Origin of the sequence: uncultured Rossellomorea sp. (assembly GCF_947488365.1) — a bacterium.
Classification (GTDB): domain Bacteria; phylum Bacillota; class Bacilli; order Bacillales; family Bacillaceae_B; genus Rossellomorea.
This window is the reverse complement of the sequence record NZ_CANKZT010000012.1, coordinates 16,992-39,637: the sequence shown is the minus strand read 5'-3', so window position 1 is coordinate 39,637 and position 22,646 is coordinate 16,992. Positions and strand designations below refer to the sequence as shown.

The window sequence follows — 22,646 nt, the reverse complement described above, 5'->3', positions numbered from 1 at the left end:
ATTGCAACCTGTAATTAAGAATCTTCTGATGAAAACATATACGTTTTATGGTGAAATCTCATGCTGAACACAAGTCCAAGGGCCAGCATATTCCCCATTAGAGAGCTTCCTCCATAACTGATGAAAGGAAGTGGGATCCCTGTGATCGGCAGCAATTGTATCGTCATTCCAATGTTCTGGAACACGTGGAATGTAATCATACTAATAATCCCTGCACATACATAGGCATTGAATGGTTCCTTTGTGTCTAAAGCCGTTTTGGTTAAATGGTAAATGAGCAGGAAGTATAAACTGATGACGACACTTGCGCCAATAAAGCCGTATTCCTCACCGATCACACTGAAAATAAAATCGGTGTGGTTCTCAGGAATGTATACTTCGCCTCCACTGTACCCTTTCCCAAAGATCTGCCCGGATCCGATGGCGTTAAGGGAGTTAATTAAGTGAAACCCCTCTAATTTAGCGTAGTTGTACGGATCAAGCCAAGCATAAATACGTCCAAACTGATAAGGCTTTACATTTAAATATTTTTCAAGGAGCTCAGGAGCCCACACCACAAGTGATAGGACGATTCCCCCGAGTACTCCGATAGAAGCATATATAGGAACGATCAGCTTCCACGTAATCCCTGAAACTAAGATGATTCCGGTCATGATGGCTAAAATAACAAGGGAAGTCCCTAAATCCGGCTGCTGCATAATAAAAGCAAGGGGAAGGAGGGTCGTAAGCCCGATCTTCACTAATAACTGAAAATCCGACTGCAGTGTTTTTCTGGGATTAAGCTCATGATGATTGGTAATGATTCGTGCAAGAGCAAGAATTAAAAACGTCTTCATGAATTCTGAAGGCTGAATAGAACCAAGCGGTCCCAGCATGAACCAGCTTTTGGCTCCGTTTCTATACGGTGCGATGCTTTCCGGTGAAATGAGTAATACAAGAAGCAGGAAGATTCCTGCACCATATATGTACCAGGCAAGACGCTTATACTGATCAGAATCAAGGAATAAGGCCCCTACAATAATAATTCCACCCACGACATACCAAAAAGCTTGTCTGATCACAAAGTTCGTTCCATACTGACCTGACGTCTGGGCACTACTTATTCCCATAGCACTAACGATAAAAAACAACATCAATAAAAAGAGAAGACCCCAATCGATCTTATCAGCAAATCGCTGGCGAGTTTCCATAATCTATTCACCTGAATTTCTAAAGATTTCACATTCCTAGTCTAATAGAAATGAAGGGAAATTTCTACTCATGACCAGAGAAATTACGGAAGTTCTGTCGGGATGTGACAGTCATTACATGATATTTGTCGAAATAAAATCAAAGAAAAAGCTGATAGGAGTGGGATTCTATAAAGGGATACCGGGATTAAATTCCATTTTTTACATGATTGTAATCGTTTCTTATCCCTGGAAGATAAGAAGAAAGTGCCGTTTCCTAACGTTTGGCAGCCATTAATCCCATTCATAATAGTAATAGAACAAATATATAAAGCCTGTGGTCCTGCAATATGACTATTTTCGACAATTACCTGCGACTTTTGTCATCATTTTGAAATGAAATAGAAAAGAACAAGTACCATACAAATTTGCTAAAATAGAAAGTATGAATCGGCATCGTGTTAATCAGATGGAGGGAATGTTCTTGAAGGCAAATAATCAGGTTAAAGATATCATCTATGTTCACAAGAATACGGATCGTCAGTATGTCGTATCTTACGGAATTCATTTCAACGAGTTTGCTTCAAATGCCCGTAAACCATTGAAGAATTTACTCCTTATTAAACATCAGTACGAGCATGGTGCATTTAATATACATACGCATATGGAGTATGTGGAACAGGATGAAATGAAGAAGATTATGAATGACGGAGTACAGAGCTATGGTGATTTCTGTTGGATTGACTTCGAAGAAGAAGTGGGAGTCAATGAACTGAACGGTCAAGAAATCGCTGAACTGCTTTATATGGGTCATACTAAGCAGCCTTTAAACCCTCCTTTTTATTCAAAGCTGAACAATCGATACGCGTACCTATCTCATGATGATGGATGGTTTAACAAGATTTATTATCGGGATTTTGAGGACTTCTATCATATGTTAGGGGCAACGGTATCTTCGAAATTGAGCACGGTTAAAGGTGGAAAGGGCTTATTTGGTATGAAGAAGGAGAAAGCCTATCCAATCATCGGGAAGGAAGTCATTGATTCCTTTAGAGACAAACTAAAAGAAGGAATGGTCATTTCTTTAGAAAAAGCCATACTAACGAGAGGGAAGATAGAGATCCCGATCTGGGTGATCGGTGATTATTACGATATGGACGAGATGGCGGAAGATTATAAGGCAATCCGCAAATCACCTGCCAACGGATTATTATCCTATGATCGTAAAACGAAAAGCTGGAGTGCTTTACTACGATAAGCAGGAAGCAAGGAGCGTGAAACCTTGGTAGAAATTCAATTTCATGACAATCTGGTTCAAGGGGTATTTCTTGAGCGCCTCAATCGGTTTGTCCTGGAGTGTCAGATTCCGTCAGGTTCTATTGAAAAAGTCCATTTACCTGATCCAGGCAGATTAAAAGAATTATTGGTACGGGGAAACCCGATCTGGCTTCAAGCATCAACAGATCCTAAAAGGAAGACAAAATGGTCAGCCGTGATGACGTATGATGCTTCTAACGGTATGTATGTGTCTTTAAATACTCAATATCCAAATCGGTTGGTCCTTGAAGCCTTGCAGCTGGAAATGATGGAGGAGTTAAAGGAGTGGCAGTTGGAAAAAGCCGAGTATAAAGTAGGAAGCTCACGCTTTGACTTCTTACTCACTCATAGACAAAATGAACAAAAATTATTGCTCGAAGTAAAAAGTGTCACCATGGTAGAGGACGGAATGGGGAAATTCCCGGATGCGGTCACGGCAAGAGGAGCAAGGCATGTGGAGGAGCTGACGCATTTACAGATGGATGGAAGCTATCAATCAGCAGTCCTGTTTATTGCTCAGCGAACCGATTTGACCGGGATCACTTCCGCTCCAGAAATTGATCCTCATTTTGCCCGGATCATGGAAGAAGCCGAAGATCAGGGTGTCCGTTTTTTCGGAAGAAGCTGCATTGTTACGCCAGAACGTATCATCTTGAATGGACCTATACCTGTATACCCAAAAAAGGATTACCTTCACGGCCGTCTTTAGCATGTGAAGATTAATCCTTTTTTGTTATATCTAATTCACCTGTACTTTTGTTTTTGCTTTATAGTTCTGGTCTCCTTTTGCCGTTAACCAAACGGTCAACGTATAGGTACCGCCCTCGACCTTTGGAAGAACAACTTTCTGGGAGAACTCTTCACCCTGTTTTACGGTGATTTCCTGGATCGCCTGGGTATACATCTTATTTTTTGAGTCCTTATACACTACTTCACCTTTATCGTTTCGAAGTTCAAAGTCAATGGTTTGTCCTGATGAAAAAACGAAGGTCTTCTCTTGCTCTGTTTGGTTCTTAATTGAATATACATAGACAATCTGACCGCTTTCCTCTTGTTTCGTTAATGAAGGTTCCATTTCGCCTGCAACAATCCCTTTCTGTACAGAAATGTCTTCACCAGCTCCTGAGTTCTGATTCTCTTCGGATTGACTGCCGTTCTCCTCACCAGCCGTTCCACAGCCTGCTATTCCTGCCATAAGTATTATCAATAACATAATCAATCGCTTCATGCCAAATCCACCTCCTTACCGTATTAGACAGGGTTTATCCCAAAAGGTTACAAGTGTTCCCGAATATGAGCACGAAGACACACGGGGATGTGCTGAACGTGTTTCTTTCTTCCTTTATATGGGCAAAGATTTATATATGTAAGGCAGATTACTTTTTAAAATCAGGAGGTTCAGTACAATAGAATTATAGAAAAAGAGCAGAGGAGCAAGGTATATGAAAAAATGGTTAGCGATTATTGGGTTCATTTCCTTACTACTAGTATCTGCTTGCGGTCCTTCAAATGCAACCGATAGCGGGGAACTTCCTGATGAAAATTGGGAAATCATTTCATCGAAAGCAGAAGGAACAAAAGTGAATATGTTTATGTGGGGCGGAGACGATGGAATTAACCGTTATATTGATGACGTAGTTGCTCCCATGCTGAAAGAAAAAAATAATATCGAGTTAAATCGGGTACCTTTAGACACACAAGAAATTCTTCAAAAACTACAAACAGAGAAACGGGCTGGCAAAGATAAAGGAACGATCGATATCGTGTGGATAAACGGAGAAAACTTTAAAAACGCAAAGGAAAATGATTTACTGGCAGGGCCTTTTACAGATAAGCTGCCGAACTATACAAAATTCTACGAGACTGAAAAAGCAGCGTATCAATATGATTTTGGAACGGAAACGGAAGGGTATGAAGCACCGTGGGGGAAAGTTCAATTTGTCTTCTTCTATAACAGTGAAAAAGTGAAAAATCCCCCCTCCAGCTTCGATGAATTAAAAGCATTCATGAAAGAGCATCCGGGGAAGTTCACCTATCCCAATCCGGCTGATTTCACCGGGAATGCATTTCTTCGACATCTTCTTTATGCTACATCTGACTCGGATTTAGCTCAGTCTTCATTCAACGAAGGAACAGCAGATAAGATGGGGGAAGAGGTATGGAAAGAGCTGAATGAAATGAAGCCATTCTTGTGGCGAGAAGGAGAAACGTACCCCGCAACATTAACAGACCTTGATAAGTTATATAGCGGGGAAGAGGTTTGGATGACGATGGGATACAACGAAGCAAGGGCAGAGCATCTGATCAAGGATGGAGTGTTCCCGGAAAACACAAAGTCATTTATTTTAAACGATGTTGGATCTATCGGGAATACTCATTTTCTGGCAATTCCGTTCAATAGCCCCAACAAAGAGGGAGCGCTGGTGACCATCAATGAACTCCTCTCTCCTGAGGCTCAGTATGAGAAACTAAAGCCTGACTATTGGGGAGAAAGTTCACCCATTTCCTATGAAAAGCTGGATGAGGAATGGAGAAATAAATTTAAAAGCATCGATCGGGGAGAGAGTGTACTGGAGGCTTCTGTACTCGAAGAGAGCTTTAAGGGAGAGCTGGATGCGGAATATGTGGAATGGTTAAAGGATAACTGGATTCGTGAAGTGGCAGAGAGTCAATAACACATTTCTCCTCATTCCAGCCATTCTTTTTTTCATCCTTATTCCGGGACTTGGGATCGTACTTGCAATACTTGAGAGTGTCAGGAGTGGAGAAACCATCACATTCCAGCATTATGTGAATTTGTTTGAGGGGAAGCGATTTATGACATCCTTTCTCTTCAGTTTGATCGTGACCTCCATCTCAACCATCCTGTCCTTAATCATTGGCTTGGGGATCGTAAAGGCATTTTCCCCTTTACTAAAGGAAAATAAACATAAACTCCTTGTCTGGATTCCGATGCTGGTTCCCCATTTTGTATGGGCTTATCTCATCTACTTACTCTTTAATCAAAGTGGTTTTTTCTCCAATGTACTCGGGTTAACCGGTTGGATCGATGACCGGGGTCAATTCCCGATTCTGGTCCAGGACCGAAATGGGATTGGAATCATTATGACGTATGTCTGGAAGGAGGTCCCTTTTGTTACCCTGATGCTGTTACCCGTTTATACCACGCTTTCTAAAAAGTATAACGAGGTAGCTTCTTTATTGGGAGCGAATTTCTTTAAAGCGTTTTGGGTAGCAGAATGGCCATTTATCCTTCCCGTTCTCGTAGAAACCGGAGCCATTTTGTTCGCTTTCATTTTTACAGCATTTGAAGTGCCTCAGCTTCTGGGAGTGACTTCACCACAGATGATGGCCATCCTTGCTTACGACTGGTTTTACAGTGGCAGCTGGAGTGACCGGCCATTGGCGTTTGCCTCACTCGTATTTGTGGGACTGGGCATTGGGGTTGCGATGTGGCTCCTTATTTACATCACAAACAAGAAACGCCTGCACATTACAAAAGGGATTGGAAATTAGAGGTGTTCACATGAGAAAATCGTTATTCTACAGCATATCACTCGTTCTTTTTGTGTTCCCCCTCTTATTTCTAGTGTATAAAAGCTTTTTCGGTGTTTGGAGATGGGGGAGCCCTCTTCCTTTTGAACCTAGTTTAAGGGCATGGAAGGTGTTAATGAACGAGGGGGAATTCCTGGATTCGATCGGTGTCTCCATCTGGATTGCCATTATTGTATTGGCGGTAAACCTTCTGATTGGCGTTACTTCAGGAAGAGTGTTTTCCTTATCGTCGTTCAGAGGTAAATCCATCATTGAAGCATTTCTTATGCTGCCGCTATTCCTTCCCGTGTTAGTGGTGGCAATCGGGCTTCATATTACGTTCATACGATATGGACTTGCTGATCACTGGACGGGAGTCGCACTCGTCCACTTAGTGCCTACCATTCCATATAGTATCAAAATGTTCAAAACAGGTTATGAACGGATCGGCACGAAATTAATCGAGCAATCAGCCTTACTTGGGGGGAGAGCCTTTCAACGTTTTTACCATATTGAACTGCCCTTACTTCTTCCAAGTATACGAAGTGTTCTGTTTTTGACGATTGTAATCAGCTTAAGTCAATACGTCCTTACAGCGATTATAGGCGGAGGCAATGTCGTGACGCTGGCGATGGTCTATTATCCTTTTACCGATACGGCAGATGAAGCGGTAATGGCAGCCTTCTCCATCGTGTTCGCCCTCATTCCCGCCATGCTGTACATCATTCTGGAAGGGTGTTTGAAATTCATACTCCCTTATCAACATCCAAGAGGGAGGAAGAACCTTTGAGTTCATTCATAGAAATTAATCAGTTAACCAAAACATTTAAAGATAAAGAGGTACTAACCAACGTTACGTTCTCATTAAACAAAGGCGAGATCCTCACATTGGTTGGAGCATCCGGGTCTGGTAAATCAACATTCCTTCGCATTCTCTCCGGGTTAGAGTCTGCGACAGAAGGGAATACGTATATTGATGGGAAAGATATCTCCTCTTTAAAGCCTCAAAAACGCCCCATTGGGATGGTCTTTCAACAGCCATTATTATTCCCTCATATGAATGTCCTGGAAAATGTCATGTACGGGCTGGAAATGAAAGAACGAAACAAAGGGAAAAACAAGAAAAAAGCCATGAACTATATTGAACGAGTAGGCCTCGATGAAGTAATGCATCATTATCCTTCTGAGCTTTCCGGTGGTCAGCAGCAACGGGTATCCCTGATACGATCTTTGATTTTAAAGCCGAAGCTTTTACTTTTAGACGAACCTTTCAGCAGTCTGGATTTGCAGCTAAGGAAGGAACTGAGGCAATGGGTACGGCACATTTTTAAAGAAGAAGAAACAACCGTCATATTCGTCACGCATGATCGCGATGAAGCGTATGAACTTGGAGATCGAGTGGCTGTTTTACAGAGTGGCAGATTCTTGCAGATAGGAACACCGGAGGATATCTATTATCGGCCACACACTCCATTTGTGGCTTCTTTCATGAGTGATGGACTCACCCTGAATCAGCAGCAATTCATTCACGCCTCCAACATAAAAGTAAGTTGCAGCTCTGCCGACACGTCCCTGCTAAGATGGAAAGGAACAGTGAGGCAAAAATTATTTTTAGCCGGCACGAATCTCTATGAAGTATGGGTGGATGAACTGGAGCAAAAGCTAAACCTACCCATTGAACAAGACGCTTCTACTGAAGACATCTGGCTTTATGCAGAGGAAGAGAGCATCCAAACGTTTGAGAAAGAGGAATAGGAGGGAAGAAGAATGAAGAAGAAGGAGATCGGTAAGATCCTGTTGTTCATTACCATATTACTGATCCTCATGTGGCTGAGCCGGAATTTCTTTAACGTAAAGCCACATGACATCAGAGATTGGATAGTGTCCTTCGGTATTTGGGCTCCTATTGTTTTTATTGTCGTCTATACGATTCGCCCGCTGATTCTTTTTCCGGCTTCCATCCTTTCATTGGCTGCAGGTCTTGCTTTCGGTGCATTTGGAGGCTTCATATACATTTTGATCGGAGCTTTAGGTGGTGCAACGGTAGCCTATTATACTGCGAGCTTCCTTGGTGCGAAACTATTAAAAAGACCGTCTCCACGTATGATCAAGATCCGCGAGAAGATGGAGGAGAACGGTTTTGTGTATGTATTACTATTACGGCTCGTTCCGTTTTTAAACTTCGATCTCATCAGTTACCTTGCCGGCATGGGGAAGGTGAGATACATTTCATTCATTTTCGCTACAGCCATCGGGATTTTACCTGGTACGTTTGGGTATGTATTTCTGGGGTCAAGCTTGGTAGGAGAAGATCGAACGAATTTATATATCGCTATCGGCTTTTTCTTGATGATGATCATCGTGCCTTTAATCTTTAAGAAAAAAATGAAAGACTGGCTGGGATTATCGAGTAAAGATGACAAGTAAAGGATGGGAAATACATGTTAGATACGCATGCCCGTAAGTGGGTGCAGCCAAGTATTGAGGGGACAGCACGTTTGTTTTTGAAAAGGGGATTATCAGCCAATCAGGTGACGTTGATTGCTTTTATAGTAGGTTCAGCTACAGGTCTGGTCTATTATTTTGGATTCCCGATCTTAGCCGTACTCTTATTATGGTTATCCGGCTTTTTGGACGCAGTCGATGGTACCATGGCCCGATTAACGAAGCCCTCCCCCTTTGGAACCGTCATGGATGTCACTTTTGATCGAATCGTCGAGATCAGTGTCATTCTGGGCGTTGCTTTCATACACCCTGAGATTATGTGGGCGCTTCTGTTACTGAGCGTATCCATCATTATTTCCATGACGATTTTCCTGACAGTAGGAGCCGTATCAGAGAAACAGGGAATGAAATCCTTTTATTATCAGGCAGGACTTGCTGAGAGGACGGAAGGATTCATTCTGTTCAGTGCCATGATGATATTTCCGTCCATCGTCCTGTGGACCACCTTATTGTTTTTTGCAGTAGAATTGTTCACGGGCTTACAGCGATTTCTAGAAGCGAAACGTTTACTTTCATAAGGAGGAGAGATGAAGATGGATCAATACGATTTGATAGTAATAGGGGGAGGAGCGGGTGGACTGACCGTTGCATCAGGAGCCGCTTCTCTGGGAGCAAAAGTGGCACTCATCGAAAAAAGCGGCCTTTTGGGCGGAGACTGCCTTCACTTTGGGTGCGTTCCATCCAAGGCATTCATCCAATCGGCGAGAGAAGTGGCTGCGATCCGGGCAAGCAATGATTATGGTTTCGATACAAAGGGTTCAGTCGATATGAAAAAGGTAAGGGCGAGGGTCAAAGAAGCCATTGCCCATATTCAACAACATGACGATCCCGATCGATTCCTGCAATTAGGGGTCGATATTTACTTCGGGGGAGCAGAGTTTCTTGATCCTCATACGATTTTAGTGGAAAAAGAGGACCGGATATCCGGGAAGAGAATAGTCGTTGCAACAGGGTCAAGTCCTCTCATTCCTGGAATCCAAGGCTTGGAAGACGTTGAGTATCATACGAATGAAACGGTATTTGAAGTAGATGAGCTGCCCCGCCGAGTCGTATTTATCGGAGGGGGCCCGATTGGTTTAGAACTGGCACAAGCATTTTCTCACCTTGGATCAGAAGCAGTCGTCCTTGAAAAAAATGATGAGATATTAGGGAAAGAGGATAAAGAAATCCGTGAAGTAGCCACAGACCTATTAGAAAAGGATATTCAGTTTGTTTATGGAGCGGAAATCGAACGTGTATCCGAGAGGGACGGGGAGAAAGTGGTCCACTATGTGCAAGACGGTGTAGAGCATACGGTGGAAGGGGATTTATTGTTTCTGGCTGCCGGACGGAAACCTGGTACGGATTCTTTGAACCTATCTGCTGCCGGAGTAGAAGTGGACAATCGGGGCTTCATCAAAGTGAATGACGAACTAAGAACCAACCATTCTCATATATTCGCGATTGGAGACGTCAATGGTCGATATCCATTCACCCACAGTGCAGGAATGGAAGGGAAGCTTGTCGTCCAAAATGCAGTGTTTGGCTTGAAACGCAAGGTTTCCTATAACAAACTGCCGTGGACAACCTATACGACACCTGAGATCTTTCATATTGGGCTGACCGAGGAAGAGGCTCTTGAACAAGGATTAGAATACAAAGTCTATAAGAAAACATTGGACGAAGTCGATCGATTCGTCGCAGACCATCGAACAGAAGGTCTCATAAAAATCATCACAGACGGGAGCGGGAAGATCCTCGGCGCCCACGCAGTCGGATCCGGTGCAGGAGACTGGATGCAGCCTATCGTGTTTGCCATGGAAAAAGGAAGCAAAATCGGCGCACTGTCCAATATGGTCTATCCTTACCCGAATCACGCTGCAGCCGTCCAGCAGGTAGCGGATCTCTATTGGAGAGAGAAGTTGTTTGATGGTGTACTGCCGGTGATTAGTAAGAAGTTTGTTGAAATTTTCAGATGATAGATATAGAAAGCGCGACTGCTGGGAGGTGGTTGCGTTTTTTGTTGGTGAATGTGCGGATTGCGGTGAGGGTAAGGTGTGGGGTGTGGTATGACGCGTGTTCACAATTTGGCACAACAAACGCTAAAAGTGGCACAAGTTTGTATGAAAGTGGCACAATAAACCGCAAAAGCGGCACAAGTTTGCTCGAAAGTGGCACAACACACGAGCTTATCCTCTCAAAATACATATTATATTTGGAAAAATAAAGGGTTTTTCGATTCTATGTCGAATAGATAGATTAAGAAATAGGAGGAGTTGATAAATTGATCGCTAAAAACAGAGAAATCCCGCGGAGAATCTTAATGAATGAAGTATTATTAGAAAGATGACGGCCCACCCATTCTCTCTGGGAGATCATTAAAACAGATTTGGCAAAGCGAAAGGCCGGTTATCGGGGAGAGTTGCAATTAGATTACCATCTGAAGTTTATATCTCAAGATAAAAATATGATGATCTTGCATGATCTACGCTTAGAAATAGATGACCGTTACTTCCAAATCGACAGCCTCATCCTGACTCCATATGTCGTGATACTCCTGGAAGTTAAACACATAGCTGGTATATACACCTTAGATTCAAGGTTCGATCAAGCTATCCGAAAGTTTGAAGATAAAGAAGAAGCTTTCAGCCATCCTGTCACCCAGGTAGAACGCCAGAAAAAGCAGTTGCTCCGTTGGTTGACAAAAATGAAAATCCCCTCAATCCCTATCACAACTCTGGTCGTCATGACAAATCGCTCGACTGTCATAAATACATTCTCTCCTCACGAAAAGTATACTAATGTAATCAGGGTGGAAAATGTAGAGGAAAGAATCCTATCCCTGCTCACAGCATATAGAAAAGAACATCCTTCCTTTAAACAAGTTAGAAAAGCGTCCGCCTTATTAGTAAAAAAGCATGAACCTCTCATAGCATTCCCCGAAGAAATCTATGGTATCTCCCGAGAGGAAATCATTACAGGAGTACAATGTCCAGAATGTCGGCACTTGCCCATGTTAAGAAAATATGGTCATTGGCAGTGTCTGAAATGCGGGGGGAAATCAAAGAACGCACATAAAACAGCCCTATTGGACTATTCTTTGTTGCTGGGAGACGAAATTACGAATAAACAGCTAAGAAAATTTCTCCACTTGGAATCCAGAAAGACGGCTCTCAAAATACTCCAGTCCATGAATCTCCCCTCAACCGGTACTACAAACAACATAACCTACTACATCACCCACCATACCGACGAACAAACCGCTCATCAATCCAATTCTTCATACGCCAAGCCCATCCACTGACTAACGAAAACGATCCGTATGTCAAAAAGCCTCTCTTATCACCCACCGACATAATCGCAAGGTAGCGTTCCTGGGGCTCAAAAGGAATGATTGTTCCGGTTGCCGCAGCTCCGTTCAGGTTTTTCCACAGAACAGGTCCTTGGCGTACAGCTGTCACCCCATTTTTCGGAATATCCGGAAAGTCCTTTAAAGTCGCGCAATCCCCGGTTCCAAATACGTTGGGATATTCCACTGATTGAAGATAGCTGTTCACCAGCAGAAAACCTTTTTCATCTGTCGGTAAAATGCTGCTCCCGAATAGGGGAGGTGCTTTAGGTCCTCCTAAAAAAATCACTTCATCGTAGTCGATGCTTGTGCCGTTATCTGCATATACGCGAGTATCATCTACTTTTTCAACGCGCCCCTGATGTAGCTCAACCTCATTTGAAAGAGTAAGCCCTGTTATTTTTTTCGAAGAATGGGAACCGGCTTTTTCTAAGAGGGGGGAGGAATGAACAACCGTTACCATATGTTCCTTAAAGCCGTTGTCCACCTTCCATGCCTTCAATGACAATGCCATTTCAATACTCGCCGCCCCGCCTCCGATAAAGACGGTTTTCCTGCTGTTATACAACTTCTCTATTTGCTCAGGGAATTGATAGTTTGGTTTGATCGGAAGATTGTGTTCATGTAAGCCCTCGATTTCCAATGAGTCATTGCGGGATCCAATGTCGAAGGAAACAAAGTCGTAAGTGAAGATGTCCCCTTTGTCCGTTAGAAGATTTTGCTGATCAGGGTCGATCGATAGAACGGTCCTTTCGACGAATTCACACTCAGCGCTCTCACACAATCGCTTTAAATCGATTCGCGTTTCCTCTAAAGAATAGATCCCTTCCGTATATCCGGAGAACATTCCTGAATAATATTGATAACGTGAAGGGGAAATGAGGACCCACTTCACGTTATCATCCTGATTTTCTCTCCGTTTTTTTAAGCAATGCAGGTGACTGTGTCCGCCACCGACTAAGATGATTGTTTTCATAATGAATCTCCTTTATAGAGGACGTTGTTCCTCCCATTCTTCTCGAATCAAGCCCATACGGATAGAGTCGTAGTATACTCCATTGTAATAACGGCATTTTCTCATTCTTCCTTCGAGTTTCATCCCGATTTTTTCAGCGGCCTTCATCATCCGTTCATTCCCTGACCAGGTGGTGATGCCAACACGGCCGATTTCCTTTGTTTGAAACAAGTGGTCCACCCAGAGGGATAGCGCTTCTGTTCCGTAGCCGCCGTTCCAATAAGAGGGGTCATAAATCACGATGCCGGCTTCAAGCCATCTTGTGGGTTCGAATTCCCAATAGTATCCGACGGTTCCGATTGTCTTTCCGTTTACTTCAATGATGCGTTGAAATTCATCGCTGCGACTTTTATTCTTTATGGAGGATTCCATGTACTCTTCACGTGTTAAGCGTTTATGTTCAAAATAAGGGGCATCCCATTTCTTCCATTCGGGAGAAGGATCTCCATAAATATAGTCCCATAGAGTAGAAAGATCTCTTTCTTCTATTTTTCTAAGTGTTACACGCTGACTTGTTATTTTCAATTCATGAGCACTCCTTTAATATGTCAATATTTCCATTATACAGAAAATAGCGTTTTCATGAGGAAAGCTCGTTTAATCGAAAAAAAAGAATGGGTGCCAGATATGAACGAATCACTGTAGAAGGAAGCAGTTCGATGGATTTAGTGGTCACCTCGTCAAACGGATACTTGCGGGGGATAAGTAGTCGTAGCCTTTCAACAAGAAAACAGAGGTCCGTCCCTTATATAGGGACGGACCTCCTTAAATCAGCTTGCTTTTATTTTAGAGAGAGGTACTTTTTTTTTCAGTGTCAGTTTGTCCACAATCGATGTGATCGCACCATCACCCGTTACGTTACACGCAGTTCCAAAGCTGTCTTGTGCAAGGTAAAGGGCAATCATGAGGGATGTCATCGTTGGTCCGAACCCTAACATTGATTCAAGTAAACCCAGGGCAGCCATGACAGCTCCACCAGGAACACCAGGTGCCGCAATCATCGTGATTCCAAGCATCAGAATGAATGGGAATAACTGAGTGAACTGTAAGGCTTCACCTTGAATGAACATGACGGCCATGGCACAGCTGACAAGGGTAATCGTACTACCTGATAGATGGATCGTTGCCAAAAGAGGTACAGAGAAATCTGCAATACGTTCCCTGGAACCGATTTTCTTTGAGCGCTCAAGCGTTACGGGAATCGTAGACGCGGAAGATTGAGTCCCCAGTGCCGTAAAGTAAGCTGGCAGCATGCTTTTCATCATAGATAGCGGGTTTTGTTTTCTTAACGTTCCAGCCGTTGTATATTGTAAAATTAAAAAGACTACATGTAAAAGAATGATCATAACAAATACTTTAGCGAATACAGACATGATGGCACTGACTTGTCCACCTTGAGTCATGTTCGCGAAAATTCCAAGAATATGAACCGGTAAGAGCGGAATAATGATTTTTTCAATCACAAGTTCAATGATGTTTCTGAATTCATTCATGCCCTTTTGAAGAGCGTCTCCCTTAATGGCAGCCATTCCAAGACCAATGGTGAAGGCGATGAGTAAAGCCGTCATAACGCCCATGATAGGTGGCATTTCCACTGTGAAGAACCCTTTGAGAAGTGCTTCTTCGGGATTTTCGAATGATTGAGACGTTTGATTTGCTAACAAAGTTGGGTAAATAGACTTCGCAACCGTAAAGGCGAGTAAGCCGGCTAACACCGTGGAACCATAGGCGAGAGCTGTGGTTAAACCGAGCAGCTTTCCTGCTCCTTTCCCCATGGATCCGATTCCTGGAGCAATAAATCCTATAATGATTAATGGAATAGCGAATCCGAGGAAATTACCGAATAATCCATTAAACGTAACGAAAATTTTAACGAACGACTCTGGTGCATACGCTCCAATGACAATACCTAATGCAATACCTAAGAGGATCTTAGGCAGTAAACCTAGCTTTCTCATCCTGGTGTCCTCCTTGAAAATACAAATGTTTTTAATAGAAAGATTGTACACCTTATAGGGGGATATTTTAATAGCTTTTTAAATAGGCGAAATCTTAAGTGTATTCAGAATAATGTTGTTGACTCCCTGTCGCAGGACTAGTTTTCCTTTGCATACATATATAATGGGCTTTGACTTAAATGTCTTTCGAATCAAGACAAATGTGGTAATTTTTATTTTCCATAGGAATCATTCTTTCCCTTTCCCATGAAAGTGATAAAATAGAAACATCTATTGTGAATATTGGAGGTAACTCATACATGAAAACGAAGTTATGCTTGCTGTACGGCGGTAAATCTGCTGAACATAATGTATCCCTGCAAACAGCCAAGGCCGTGATCGGTGCTTTGGACTTAAATAAATATGAAATTCACCCTGTTTTCATTTCAACGGAAGGCCGATGGATCAAAGGTCCACAACTGAATGCTCCCGTTGAAGATGTGAAGGCACTACAATTTAAGGATGGGGAAGAGATTGCCCCCAATGCCTTAAGTACATCCATCGCTCCTTCAGAATCAGAAGGCTACGACATGATCTTCCCGTTACTTCACGGACCGAATGGGGAAGATGGAACGGTTCAAGGGATGCTTGAACTATTGAATCTTCCATATGTAGGAAACGGTGTCCTTGCTTCATCAGCAGGTATGGATAAAGTCATCATGAAGAATCTTTTTGCACAAGCGGGCATTCCGCAAGTGAATTACACATGGTTCATCCGCAGCACATGGAAAGGAAATCCTGAGTCCGCATACAAACAAGTGGAAGATGAGATTGGCTACCCTTGTTTTGTGAAGCCTGCTAACTTAGGTTCATCAGTGGGAATCAGCAAATGTACGTCTCGTGAAGAACTGCAAACGGCTTTTGAGGAAGCATTCCAGTTCGACCGTAAAATTATCATTGAAGAAGGCGTGAAAGCGCGTGAAATCGAGCTTGGCGTACTTGGGAATGATCAACCTGAATGCTCAGTCGCAGGTGAGATCGTACCTAAAAAAGACTTCTATGATTATAAGGCGAAATATGAGGATGGAGATACTGCCCTCATCATCCCTGCAGAAATAGAGGGAAGCATTTACAATGAAATGAAGAAAATCGCGATTCAATCGTATAAAGCCCTTGATTGTTCAGGACTTGTGCGTGCAGACTTCTTCTTAACAGAAGATGGTCAAATTTATATGAATGAAGTCAACACGATGCCTGGCTTCACGCCATTCAGTATGTTCCCGCTTCTTTGGAAGCACACAGGGGTTGACTATCCTACTTTGATCGGTAAATTAGTGGAGCTTGGTTTAGAACGATATCAAGACAAACAAACAATTAAACATACGATGTAATACGCGATACTTGGGACTGACCAGAAGATTTACCGTCTAAAGGCAGTCCCTGCTCTGTTTTCATTAAAAAGAGTAAAAGGAGAAAGCGAATGTTTGAGAAAAAAATGAAAGATATATGCAACATGCTTGATGTTAAAAACAATCTTTCCAAATTTGAATCGGTTGTGATAAAAGGTGTTTCCATCGATACGAGAAAGATTGAGGACGCTAATCTGTTCGTACCTTTTAAAGGGGAAAACGTAGATGGTCATCAGTTTGTCCGACAGGCAATTGAAAATGGTGCGTCTGCCTCTCTTTGGGATATCAATGTTCCTAATCCACCTGAGGATATTCCCGTAATAGTGGTGGAAGATCCACTGCTTGCCCTTCAGTCCTTGGCGAATCAATATCGTCATGAACTGGATTTAAAGGTAGTCGGCATTACAGGAAGCAATGGAAAAACAACTACCAAGGATATTGTGGCAAACCTTTTATCAGTGAAATATCGAGTTCATAAAACACAAGGGAACTATAATAACCACATCGGACTTCCATTAACGATCCTTTCTCTGCAGCAGGATTCTGAAGTGGCTGTACTTGAAATGGGAATGAGTGGATTCGGCGAGATTGAACTTCTATCAGAGATTTCCCAGCCTGATGCTGCCATCATCACGAACATTGGTGAATCACATCTTCAGGATCTAGGCTCACGAGAAGGAATTGCCAAGGCCAAGCTTGAGATTGTGAAGGGACTAAAGTCGGATGGTTTATTTGCTTATTATGGAGATGAACCACTTCTGCAGGATGGTGTTAAGGAACTCAACCTGAAGCATGTGGAGACCTTCGGAAGAAGCGGAAACAATACGATTTACCCGACGAAAATCGAGATGAATAACCAGGGAAGTTATTTTGAAACTTCGCTAGCTGAAGGAGAAACCTTCTTTCTACCAGTATTAGGGATTCATAATATCCACAACGCTCTAGCCGGGCTTCTGATCGCCCGTAAATTTGGCCTCAGTGTGGATGAAATGAAAGAAGGTTTACAGTCGTTAAAGCTGACTCAAATGAGAATGGAAATGGTGGAAGGAAAGAAAGGCGAAAGCATCATTAACGATGCCTATAATGCCAGCCCTACCTCCATGAAAGCTGCGATCCAGCTTGTATCAGAGCTTGAGGGCTATAAGACAAAAATCCTGGTGCTTGGTGATATGCTTGAACTTGGCGATCAGGAAGAAGAATTTCATCAGCAGATTGGACGATTGATTGATCCGGATAAAATACAACATGTATTTACATTTGGACATTTAGGAAACTTTATAGGTAAGGGTGTCCTTGAGAATTTCTCTGTTGATCGTGTGCACTCTTTTACAGATAAAGAGAGCCTGACAAAAGAGTTGTCCTCCCTTATTAAAGGGGATGAGCTGGTTTTATTTAAGGCATCCAGGGGAATGAAACTTGAAGAAGTCATCGATGGATTAAGAGCCTAAATTTATTCTGACTTCCAAGTTTAAACCTTTATAGAAATGAACAAAATGAGCTTGTAGTTGATGGGAGATTGGCTCGCTCCCCACCTTTAGAAAAGTAAGAGGGGATAACATGATCGGTTGTTTACTAATCCATGGATTTACTGGGAGCCCTTTTGAAGTAGAGCCTCTGGCAGATTTTCTTCAAGAGAGGACAGACTGGGAAATCGTTGTGCCAACTCTGCCTGGTCATGGTGAAACCCTTGAGCTGAAAGGGGTTAAACATATTGAATGGATTGAGCATGCTGAGGATGAGCTTCAAACGCTTATAGAGAAATGCGATGAGGTTTATGTAATCGGCTTCTCCATGGGTGGATTGATTGCTTCGTATCTTTCAGTGAAATATGAAGTCAGTAAGCTTGTGCTTTTAAGTGCGGCAGCTTACTATGTAAATGTGAAACAGTTACTGAAAGATATTGGAAATATGATCAAAGAAGGAATCCAAGGAAACATACTTGAAAACGAGCTTTACAACCGGTACAAATGGAAGGTGACAAAAACCCCAATTCTGTCCACATACGAATTTAGAAAAGTCGTTCGTATTGCTCGTCCACTCCTGAAAAAGGTTAACATCCCAACCTTTATTGCCCAAGGAGAGATTGATGGAATAGTCCCCCCTAAAGCTGCAAAATATATATACGAGACTATTTCTTCCCAAGAAAAAAACCTATTTTATTCCCCTAAAGCAAAACACTTGATATGTCATAGTGAAGATAAGCATGAACTTTTTGAAGGGATCTACCAATTCCTACTAAATGAATAGATTGACTATTTGACATTAGATTGAAATTCGTTTCTAGAAGTGGTAACATAGCTACAACATAGTTCTTATTTTGTTGGACGTGCTAGCTCTTCTATTTTGAAGAGTGTATTTTTTTGTACCAAACATAAAACTAAACATCTCATATAGACGGTTTTAGATTAGATACCGAAGTCTTTCGGTGGGTAAGATTTCGTTCCGACCTAAAAATATAATCAGATATTGATTAGTTATAAAAGATGTAAATTAAAGGAGAATGTAACATTGACTAAGTTTGCAGATTTAAACTTAAGCGCATCTACGTTAAAATCAATTAAACGTATGGGCTTTGAAGAAGCAACACCAATTCAGGCAAGTACGATTCCAGTCGGTTTAGAAGGTAAGGATATTATCGGTCAGGCACAAACTGGAACAGGTAAAACAACAGCATTTGGTATCCCTATGATCGAGAAGATCGATGTGAAAAATCCAAACGTTCAAGCTCTTATCATTGCACCAACTCGTGAACTTGCCATCCAAGTTTCTGAAGAGTTATATCGTATCGGAGCTGACAAGCGTGCCCGCGTGTTATCTGTCTACGGAGGACAGGACATCCAACGTCAAATCCGCGCGATGAAAAAGAACCCTCATATCATCGTAGGTACACCAGGTCGTCTTCTTGACCATATCAAACGTAAAACACTCAACCTTGAAAACGTTGAAACCTTAGTACTTGACGAAGCAGACGAAATGCTGAACATGGGCTTCATCGAAGACATCGAAAGCATTCTTGAGACTGTTCCAAGCACAAGACAAACACTTCTGTTCTCTGCCACAATGCCGGATCCGATCCGACGCATTGCAAACCGTTTCATGACAGAGCCTGAAGTAATCAAAGTAAAATCCAAAGAAGTAACGGTTTCGAACATCGAACAATACTTCACGAAAGTAAGCGAAAAAGAAAAATTCGATACTCTTTCCCGTTTAATCGACGTTCAATCACCGGAACTTGCGATTGTATTCGGTCGTACAAAGCGTAGAGTAGACGAATTAGCGCGTGCTCTTAGCATCCGCGGCTACCTGGCTGAAGGAATTCACGGAGATCTTTCTCAAGCTCGTCGTATGACGGTTCTTAAGAAGTTCAAAGAGGGACGCATCGACATCTTGATCGCTACAGACGTTGCCGCTCGTGGGTTGGATATCTCCGGCGTAACGCATGTTTACAACTTTGATATTCCTCAAGATCCTGAAAGTTACGTTCACCGTATCGGACGTACAGGTCGTGCAGGTAAGAAGGGTATGTCCATCACTTTTGTAACACCAAGAGAAATGGGTTACCTGAAGATCGTTGAACAAACAACGAAGAAGAAAATGACGGCTCTTAAGCCACCTAGCTTAAACGAAGCCCTTGAAGGTCAACAACGCTTAGCTCTTGAAAAATTAGCTGAAGCGGCGAAAGAAAGTGATCTTAAGGATTACTATCCATTAGCAGAAGAATTCCTGGGAGATCATGATCCTGTTCAAGCGGTAGCAGCAGCGATCCGTGTCCTGACGAAAGAGCCGGATACAACACCAGTTGAAATCACTGAAGAGCGTCCATTACCATCAAGAGGTGGCGGAAATCGTGGCGGCGGTAATCGCGGCGGTGGCTACAAAGGTGGAGCACGCAGCGGTAAAGGTGGAAGTCGTGGCGGATCACCACGCAGCGGCGGTGGAAATCGCGGAGGCGGAAGCCGTGGCGGAGATCGTAACCGTACTGGCGGCGGCAGACCACAATCTTCAAGCAAACGTAAATCTTATAACAATTCTTGATTTTGATTGAGAATGGGAACACGATGACCTTTGGGTTGTCGTGTTTTTTGTTGTTGGTTAGATTAGGTATCGGAATGAGGGCAAGGTTCGTTGTTGGTTTCCAATCTTTACTAAAAGACGCGATTATTGTGTGGAACGACGCAATTAAGGTGAAAAAAGACGCAATAAATTAAAAAAAGACGCAATTAAGGTGAGAAAAGACGCAATTATTCAGATATCGACGCAATTAAACCCCAATACGACGCAATTAGTGAAAAACTGTTGATTTTTTAATTGAAAAGAAGGGTTTTTTAAGCCTGTGGCGAACTAGAGTAAGCAGAACCTTAAAGGAGAGTGATCAATTGATCTGTAAAGAACTCAAAGTCCCTATCAATATTGAAAATTGCCAAGCATTATTATGGCGCCTGCCTCTCAATCATCAAAAGATTCCCATCGTAGATAAGGATTTAAAGAAAAGAAAAGCAGGTTACAACGGTGAAGCAACCGTCTACTACCACCTCAGCTTCTTGAAAGACAAGAAATATAAAATCTTTTATGATATAAGGCTTCCTCTATTCTCAAACTACTTCCAAATAGATTTCCTCATCCTCACTCCATTCTACATTTTAATTATCGAAGTGAAGAACATCTCAGGAATAGTCACCATTGATCCATTCATAAGACAGCTTACCCGTACTTATAAAGGATTATCAGAAGGATTCTCTGACCCGATCTCCCAGGTTCAAAGACAAAAATTATTACTGCAAAAATGGTTCAGTGTCCACAAGCTGAAGCACCCTCCCATCGAACACCTCGTTGTTTTCAGCAACCCATCAACTATCTTAAATTTCACCAAAACCCCACCAGCTGACTCACCTTACAGAAAAATCATTCATGCCCAAAATATAATAGACAATATCAAAGATTTAAATGAGATATACGTAAAAGAAGCCATGACTGATAAAGAAATGAACAAAATGAAGAAAACCATTTTGAAAAAACATGAAGAATCTGAGCTAGACTTTATGGAGACATATTCTCTTACCCGAAGCGATATTGTGACTGGGGTCCGATGTGAAAACTGCCATCACATACCAATGATTAGAGTAAGTGGAGCATGGTCTTGCGTTAAATGTGGTAGTTCATCTAGATATGCTCATCTAGAAGCGGTTCGGGATTATTTCTTACTACTAAGTGATCGCATAACCAATCGCGAACTGAGGAGTTTCTTGCATCTGAACTCACGAAACACCGCCTATAAAATATTGAAAACCCTTCAATTAGAAACAAAAGGAGGGACAAAGTCTGTCACCTATTCAAAACCAACGAGATAAATCCCCCCATTACGCACATACTAACCCCAAAAAGGAGTCCACCCCACATGACACTCGTAAAGTTAGGCTATGTTGCCATGAGTATGAACCTCCAGAATGCATCACCTTCCCAAACCATGACCTATAAGCAGTTTTCCGGGATCAAGGATCGTGAGGCCGCTATTCATAAACTTGAACGGATCGCCAAATCGAATCTTGAAAATTGCTTGCGGCTTTTGAAGCATAATGTATTGAACGAAATTCATTTTTTCCGGTTTAGTTCAAGGTTGATCCCCCTTGCGAATCATCCTGAATTGAAAGGATGGGATTTCATATCTCCGTTAAAGGATGAGCTCAGAGCGATTGAAGAATACCTGAAGCTTCATCCCATGAGGGTGGGGTTTCATCCTGATCATTTTGTCTTGCTCAATTCCAGCGATGTGGATGTGTTAAAAAATACGCTGAAGACGTTAAAAATGCATGAGGCATTATTAAAAGGGATGGGAATCGATCCAACTCACCGCTGTGTTCTCCATGTTGGCGGGGCTTATGAGGATAAAGAGAAGGCACTTGAGCAATTCATCCATAATTGGGGTCTGACTCCCGTTTCTCTTCAACAAATGATCATTCTCGAAAATGATGATACGGTTTTCAGTGCAGCTGATGCCCTCTATCTATGTGAAAAGCTCGGGATTCCCCAAGTATTTGATTACCATCATCACCTTGCTTATAACGAAAGGGATTGGTTGTTGGATTGGGAGAGGATCGTTGGAACGTGGAGCCAGTCATCATTACCTGTAAAGATGCATATTTCAAGTCCCCGTTCCCAGGAAGATTTCAAAGCCCATGCCGATTTCATCGACCCTAGGATGTTTCTTGATTTTCTTCAAGGAATAAAGGGTTCGGTGGATGAAATTGATTGTATGATAGAAGCGAAGAAAAAGGATGACGCATTGTTCCGGTTAGTGGAAGATCTGCAAGGGATTGATGGGATTGAGTGGGTGGATAAAAGTTCGTTTTATCTAAAATAGGCAAATCTCCCAAAGCTTTCTCCTTAATCTGAAACCATCTCTGTTCCAAATCGTAAATATACTGTAAGATTTAG

General features: G+C 42.4%; 21 protein-coding genes. 16 read left to right on the top strand and 5 right to left on the bottom strand.

All coding sequences use genetic code 11. The features are described 5' to 3' along the window. Positions 1-14: 14 nt before the first annotated feature. Complete coding sequence (locus Q1B03_RS21455) at positions 15-1,190, bottom strand: FtsW/RodA/SpoVE family cell cycle protein (RefSeq protein WP_299746700.1); 1,176 nt, start codon at positions 1,188-1,190, stop codon at positions 15-17. A 463-nt stretch (positions 1,191-1,653) separates the two neighbouring features. On the opposite strand from Q1B03_RS21455, the gene Q1B03_RS21450 reads away from it, so the two are divergent. Both Q1B03_RS21450 and sfsA read left to right on the top strand, forming a co-directional pair. Continuing rightward, entirely contained in the window at positions 1,654-2,427 is a 774-nt protein-coding gene (locus Q1B03_RS21450; protein WP_299746697.1) for a hypothetical protein, read from the top strand. A 24-nt stretch (positions 2,428-2,451) separates the two neighbouring features. Continuing rightward, complete coding sequence (sfsA, locus tag Q1B03_RS21445) at positions 2,452-3,195, top strand: DNA/RNA nuclease SfsA (RefSeq protein WP_299746694.1); 744 nt, start codon at positions 2,452-2,454, stop codon at positions 3,193-3,195. 30 nt (positions 3,196-3,225) lie between these two features. Here sfsA and Q1B03_RS21440 read toward each other — a convergent pair whose 3' ends face one another. Next, positions 3,226-3,714 carry a BsuPI-related putative proteinase inhibitor gene (locus tag Q1B03_RS21440; RefSeq protein ID WP_299746691.1) on the bottom strand — a complete coding sequence of 163 codons (489 nt, stop codon included), beginning with the start codon at positions 3,712-3,714 and terminating at the stop codon, positions 3,226-3,228. A gap of 214 nt (positions 3,715-3,928) precedes the next feature. Between Q1B03_RS21440 and Q1B03_RS21435 the strand changes: the two genes are divergently transcribed. From Q1B03_RS21435 to Q1B03_RS21400, 8 genes are all read left to right on the top strand, one after another. Continuing rightward, a complete protein-coding gene (locus Q1B03_RS21435; RefSeq protein ID WP_299746688.1) occupies positions 3,929-5,161 on the top strand; it encodes an ABC transporter substrate-binding protein in 1,233 nt (410 codons plus the stop codon). Next, positions 5,139-6,002, top strand: coding sequence for an ABC transporter permease (locus Q1B03_RS21430; RefSeq protein WP_299746685.1), 864 nt, complete (start codon positions 5,139-5,141; stop codon positions 6,000-6,002). Before Q1B03_RS21435 ends, Q1B03_RS21430 begins: the two co-directional genes overlap by 23 nt. A 10-nt stretch (positions 6,003-6,012) precedes the next feature. Next, the gene (locus Q1B03_RS21425) at positions 6,013-6,810 is read left to right on the top strand and encodes an ABC transporter permease (RefSeq protein WP_299746682.1); all 798 of its coding nucleotides are present in this window, start codon (positions 6,013-6,015) and stop codon (positions 6,808-6,810) included. Beyond that, the gene (locus Q1B03_RS21420) at positions 6,807-7,775 is read left to right on the top strand and encodes an ABC transporter ATP-binding protein (RefSeq protein ID WP_299746680.1); all 969 of its coding nucleotides are present in this window, start codon (positions 6,807-6,809) and stop codon (positions 7,773-7,775) included. Before Q1B03_RS21425 ends, Q1B03_RS21420 begins: the two co-directional genes overlap by 4 nt. Positions 7,776-7,787: 12 nt before the next feature. After that, positions 7,788-8,447 carry a TVP38/TMEM64 family protein gene (locus tag Q1B03_RS21415; RefSeq protein WP_299746677.1) on the top strand — a complete coding sequence of 220 codons (660 nt, stop codon included), beginning with the start codon at positions 7,788-7,790 and terminating at the stop codon, positions 8,445-8,447. Between the two features lie 14 nt (positions 8,448-8,461). Next, entirely contained in the window at positions 8,462-9,043 is a 582-nt protein-coding gene (locus tag Q1B03_RS21410) for a CDP-alcohol phosphatidyltransferase family protein (RefSeq protein ID WP_299746674.1), read from the top strand. Positions 9,044-9,052: 9 nt separating this feature from the next. Further along, positions 9,053-10,483, top strand: coding sequence for an FAD-dependent oxidoreductase (locus Q1B03_RS21405; protein WP_366141315.1), 1,431 nt, complete (start codon positions 9,053-9,055; stop codon positions 10,481-10,483). 410 nt (positions 10,484-10,893) lie between these two features. Beyond that, positions 10,894-11,808: a nuclease-related domain-containing protein gene (locus Q1B03_RS21400; protein ID WP_299746671.1), complete on the top strand. Its 915-nt coding sequence runs from the start codon at positions 10,894-10,896 to the stop codon at positions 11,806-11,808. On the opposite strand, the gene Q1B03_RS21395 is transcribed toward Q1B03_RS21400, so the two are convergent. The 3 genes from Q1B03_RS21395 to Q1B03_RS21385 all read right to left on the bottom strand — a co-directional run bounded on the left by Q1B03_RS21395 (position 11,741) and on the right by Q1B03_RS21385 (position 14,826). After that, a complete protein-coding gene (locus Q1B03_RS21395) occupies positions 11,741-12,829 on the bottom strand; it encodes an NAD(P)/FAD-dependent oxidoreductase (RefSeq protein WP_299746668.1) in 1,089 nt (362 codons plus the stop codon). The genes Q1B03_RS21400 and Q1B03_RS21395 overlap by 68 nt on opposite strands. 12 nt (positions 12,830-12,841) lie before the next feature. Further along, entirely contained in the window at positions 12,842-13,393 is a 552-nt protein-coding gene (locus tag Q1B03_RS21390; protein ID WP_299746665.1) for a GNAT family N-acetyltransferase, read from the bottom strand. Positions 13,394-13,638: 245 nt separating this feature from the next. Continuing rightward, positions 13,639-14,826, bottom strand: coding sequence for a dicarboxylate/amino acid:cation symporter (locus Q1B03_RS21385; protein ID WP_299746662.1), 1,188 nt, complete (start codon positions 14,824-14,826; stop codon positions 13,639-13,641). Between the two features lie 299 nt (positions 14,827-15,125). Here Q1B03_RS21385 and Q1B03_RS21380 point away from each other — a divergent pair, with 299 nt between their 5' ends. The 6 genes from Q1B03_RS21380 to uvsE all read left to right on the top strand — a co-directional run bounded on the left by Q1B03_RS21380 (position 15,126) and on the right by uvsE (position 22,572). Beyond that, complete coding sequence (locus tag Q1B03_RS21380; protein ID WP_299746659.1) at positions 15,126-16,196, top strand: D-alanine--D-alanine ligase; 1,071 nt, start codon at positions 15,126-15,128, stop codon at positions 16,194-16,196. A gap of 89 nt (positions 16,197-16,285) precedes the next feature. Then, on the top strand, positions 16,286-17,662 hold the full coding sequence (murF, locus tag Q1B03_RS21375) for a UDP-N-acetylmuramoyl-tripeptide--D-alanyl-D-alanine ligase (protein WP_299746656.1): 1,377 nt from the start codon (positions 16,286-16,288) through the stop codon (positions 17,660-17,662). A gap of 109 nt (positions 17,663-17,771) precedes the next feature. Beyond that, positions 17,772-18,461: a carboxylesterase gene (locus Q1B03_RS21370; RefSeq protein WP_299746653.1), complete on the top strand. Its 690-nt coding sequence runs from the start codon at positions 17,772-17,774 to the stop codon at positions 18,459-18,461. 261 nt (positions 18,462-18,722) lie between these two features. Then, positions 18,723-20,249: a DEAD/DEAH box helicase gene (locus Q1B03_RS21365; protein ID WP_299746651.1), complete on the top strand. Its 1,527-nt coding sequence runs from the start codon at positions 18,723-18,725 to the stop codon at positions 20,247-20,249. A 341-nt stretch (positions 20,250-20,590) separates the two neighbouring features. After that, positions 20,591-21,562, top strand: a complete 972-nt coding sequence (locus Q1B03_RS21360) for a nuclease-related domain-containing protein (RefSeq protein WP_299746648.1) — start codon at positions 20,591-20,593, stop codon at positions 21,560-21,562. Between the two features lie 47 nt (positions 21,563-21,609). Beyond that, positions 21,610-22,572: a UV DNA damage repair endonuclease UvsE gene (uvsE, locus tag Q1B03_RS21355; protein ID WP_299746645.1), complete on the top strand. Its 963-nt coding sequence runs from the start codon at positions 21,610-21,612 to the stop codon at positions 22,570-22,572. Positions 22,573-22,646 lie beyond the last annotated feature (74 nt).

Coding starts and splice junctions, on each gene's coding strand:
- Q1B03_RS21455 (WP_299746700.1), bottom strand. CDS start 1,190: ATGGAAACTCGCCAGCGATTTGCTGATAAGATCGATTGGGGTCTTCTC.
- Q1B03_RS21440 (WP_299746691.1), bottom strand. CDS start 3,714: ATGAAGCGATTGATTATGTTATTGATAATACTTATGGCAGGAATAGCA.
- Q1B03_RS21435 (WP_299746688.1), top strand. CDS start 3,929: ATGAAAAAATGGTTAGCGATTATTGGGTTCATTTCCTTACTACTAGTA.
- Q1B03_RS21425 (WP_299746682.1), top strand. CDS start 6,013: ATGAGAAAATCGTTATTCTACAGCATATCACTCGTTCTTTTTGTGTTC.
- Q1B03_RS21415 (WP_299746677.1), top strand. CDS start 7,788: ATGAAGAAGAAGGAGATCGGTAAGATCCTGTTGTTCATTACCATATTA.
- Q1B03_RS21410 (WP_299746674.1), top strand. CDS start 8,462: ATGTTAGATACGCATGCCCGTAAGTGGGTGCAGCCAAGTATTGAGGGG.
- Q1B03_RS21405 (WP_366141315.1), top strand. CDS start 9,053: ATGAAGATGGATCAATACGATTTGATAGTAATAGGGGGAGGAGCGGGT.
- Q1B03_RS21395 (WP_299746668.1), bottom strand. CDS start 12,829: ATGAAAACAATCATCTTAGTCGGTGGCGGACACAGTCACCTGCATTGC.
- Q1B03_RS21385 (WP_299746662.1), bottom strand. CDS start 14,826: ATGAGAAAGCTAGGTTTACTGCCTAAGATCCTCTTAGGTATTGCATTA.
- Q1B03_RS21380 (WP_299746659.1), top strand. CDS start 15,126: ATGAAAACGAAGTTATGCTTGCTGTACGGCGGTAAATCTGCTGAACAT.
- murF (WP_299746656.1), top strand. CDS start 16,286: ATGTTTGAGAAAAAAATGAAAGATATATGCAACATGCTTGATGTTAAA.
- Q1B03_RS21370 (WP_299746653.1), top strand. CDS start 17,772: ATGATCGGTTGTTTACTAATCCATGGATTTACTGGGAGCCCTTTTGAA.
- uvsE (WP_299746645.1), top strand. CDS start 21,610: ATGACACTCGTAAAGTTAGGCTATGTTGCCATGAGTATGAACCTCCAG.